1 protein-coding gene is annotated in these 390 nt (G+C 65.6%); it reads left to right on the top strand.

Annotated features, from left to right (window positions below):
• Positions 1 to 390: aldehyde dehydrogenase family protein (locus IB279_RS36800; protein ID WP_192341271.1), on the top strand; the 390-nt coding region annotated here is incomplete at both ends.

Below are 390 nucleotides of genomic sequence, written 5' to 3'. Positions count from 1 at the left end.
AGGAAGGCGCCAAGCTTGCCTTCGGCGGCGAGCTTCTGAAGCGCGACACGCCCGGCTTCTACCTGCAGCCGGCGCTGTTTACCGAAGCGACGAACGCGATGCGCATTTCTCGGGAAGAGATCTTCGGGCCGGTCGCATCCGTCATCCGCGTCAAGGACTACGATGAGGCGCTCACTGTCGCCAACGACACGCCCTTCGGTCTGTCCTCGGGCATTGCCACCACCAGCCTCAAGCACGCGACCCATTTCAAGCGCAATGCCGAAGCCGGCATGGTGATGGTCAACCTGCCGACGGCGGGCGTCGATTTCCACGTGCCCTTCGGCGGCCGCAAGGGCTCGTCCCACGGCTCGCGCGAGCAGGGGCGCTACGCCGCCGAGTTCTACACCACCG

The organism is Ensifer sp. ENS06, from assembly GCF_014852205.1.
GTDB classification, from domain to species: Bacteria; Pseudomonadota; Alphaproteobacteria; order Rhizobiales; family Rhizobiaceae; genus Ensifer; species Ensifer adhaerens.
This window is presented reverse-complemented; position numbering and strand designations above follow the sequence as displayed.